Origin of the sequence: Bartonella sp. CM86QHHN (genome assembly GCF_042194695.1) — a bacterium.
In the GTDB taxonomy this organism is placed as follows: domain Bacteria; phylum Pseudomonadota; class Alphaproteobacteria; order Rhizobiales; family Rhizobiaceae; genus Bartonella.
Genome location: NZ_JBHIND010000043.1, coordinates 1 through 2,021, shown reverse-complemented (window position 1 = coordinate 2,021; position 2,021 = coordinate 1). Strand labels below are relative to the sequence as shown.

Here is a 2,021-nt window from a genome sequence, read left to right as displayed (position 1 = left end):
TCTAACGTCATTCCATCTGTACCACTTATCCAGTCATACAAATGGAATCTTATCCATGGCATACCATTAGACATGCGCGCCCCCTTCTTTCATTAAATATAAATTAGTGATCATAATCCCCCCTTAAAGCTGTTGCGTATTTATGCGTGCGCATGATGACGCGTAATCTATTTATTTGATCTCTTTATTTTTGCCTGTTTAAGAGTGTGAATGCTGCTGTTGGTGTTCATTCTTTTCTGTGGGAGAAGTAGTAAAAGCAGATTGTGAAGATAATTTAGAATCACATGATTGCGTCCTATAAAAAAACGAAAAAAAGTCTTCTGCCTTAATCGGTGCTCCAATTCTGTTGGCTTCATTCAAAAGAATTGGGATATGTTTTGTTGGAATTCTCCCACCAGTTCCACCTTTTGATACAGGACGGAGCCAGACGTACACGCGTGTTCTATGAACCCCAAGCAACTGAGATACCCTACGAACCCCACCTAATAAATTTATTATTTCCGAAAATTGTTTCATAAGTCATATTGTAGCTTATTTAGGTACAAAATCAATAGAAAATGTAACGAAAATCACAAAAGATTTTTTTTCTAACAAAGATATAATGGAAACCATGAATAACATTATGAAAATTTGGCTAAGTGAAGCCTTACAAGAATCTGGATTATCTCAATCATCGCTTGCCAGACAACTAAGTGAGAAGATGCATCGCCCTATCTACCGCTCTGCAGTCAATAAAATGCTGACAGGTGAACGAGGAATAAGTGCACAAGAAGGTATAGCAATTGAGGAAATCACAAAATACCCACTTCCACGAAAAAAAACTATACCCTTAATGGGTTATGTAGGAGCAGGTTCAGAAATTATCCCCTATGAAGATGGTTGGCTTGAAGAAGTGGAAATGCCCCCATATATTACAAAGGATACATACGCAGTAAAAGTTGAAGGCGACTCAATGGAACCTTTCATTGAGGATAAATCTATTTTATTTTATTCAGAAAACATTTCTCCAAGTTTACTTCTTAATAAAAAAGCAATTGTCTATACGCAAGATGGACGTTGTTTTGTCAAAATAATAAAGCAAGGTAGTAAGCCTGGTTTATTTAATTTAGAGAGTTTAAATAGGTTGTATCCAGAAATAAAAGATATTGCATTAATTTGGGCTGCGCCTATAGACTGGATAAAACCACCGAGATTTTAAAATAGTTAAATCATATGAGCATAATTTTCTTCTTATCGTATATTTCTGTTAAGGAGAGAATTATGCAAATATTTGCAAAATAATCGATTAGAATATTAAAATTCAATGTAATTAGTATTATTAAATCTCTAGCTATTCTAAACATATATCCCTTTTTCAGTAATTACAGTTTTAATTTTCTAAGTGACTTTTTATATTTATGTAAAAATTTCTAAAATCGGTACATATGTATTGACACATGTTCCTAAATACGCTACATTGGTATCCATAAACCACGCACAAACAATCGCCAAGAGGCGTTAGGGAGGAAAAATTATGGATAAGCCAATTCTTATAAATTCTGATGAAATCTTATTAGTTGTCTATGATGATGATCAAAACATTGGTCGGTCGGGACCACTGGATGAAAGCCAAGTTCTAAAAATTATTGACGAGGCAGATGATGCAATCCAAATCTTTCGCATCAATCCTTCTGAGAATAATTGTGAAGATATCTCTGAAGAAATTGCAGAAGCATATGTAAAAGAAAATATCGAACATCTCCACGAGGAGAGTAAAGTTCATGACTTTGTACTCGAAAGTGATGCTTACCAAGAACTTTTAGACGAGATCGCAGACGAAAAATATAATGATGAGATTTACGGTACTTATGAACAACAACACCGTTTGCGTCCTTGTGATGTGCTTTAAAAATTCTAAAGGGCGCTTTTAAAAGCGCCCCCTTTTTCCCATCAATCCCACCCAATATGAGGTCCGTAATGGAAAAGCTAATTGCTATCCAGCAAAATACAAACAAACACGAAACAATTCCAACCATGTCTAG

The 2,021-nt window shown here is 35.0% G+C and carries 3 protein-coding genes; 2 read left to right on the top strand and 1 reads right to left on the bottom strand.

Annotated features, from left to right (window positions below):
• Positions 1–198: 198 nt before the first annotated feature.
• Positions 199–516: a hypothetical protein gene (locus tag ACFIKX_RS03375; protein ID WP_375628759.1), complete on the bottom strand. Its 318-nt coding sequence runs from the start codon at positions 514–516 to the stop codon at positions 199–201.
• A gap of 85 nt (positions 517–601) precedes the next feature.
• Between ACFIKX_RS03375 and ACFIKX_RS03370 the strand changes: the two genes are divergently transcribed.
• Entirely contained in the window at positions 602–1,198 is a 597-nt protein-coding gene (locus tag ACFIKX_RS03370; RefSeq protein ID WP_375628757.1) for a S24 family peptidase, read from the top strand.
• A 315-nt stretch (positions 1,199–1,513) separates the two neighbouring features.
• On the top strand, positions 1,514–1,888 hold the full coding sequence (locus ACFIKX_RS03365; RefSeq protein WP_375621129.1) for a hypothetical protein: 375 nt from the start codon (positions 1,514–1,516) through the stop codon (positions 1,886–1,888).
• The last annotated feature ends 133 nt before the right edge of the window (positions 1,889–2,021 follow it).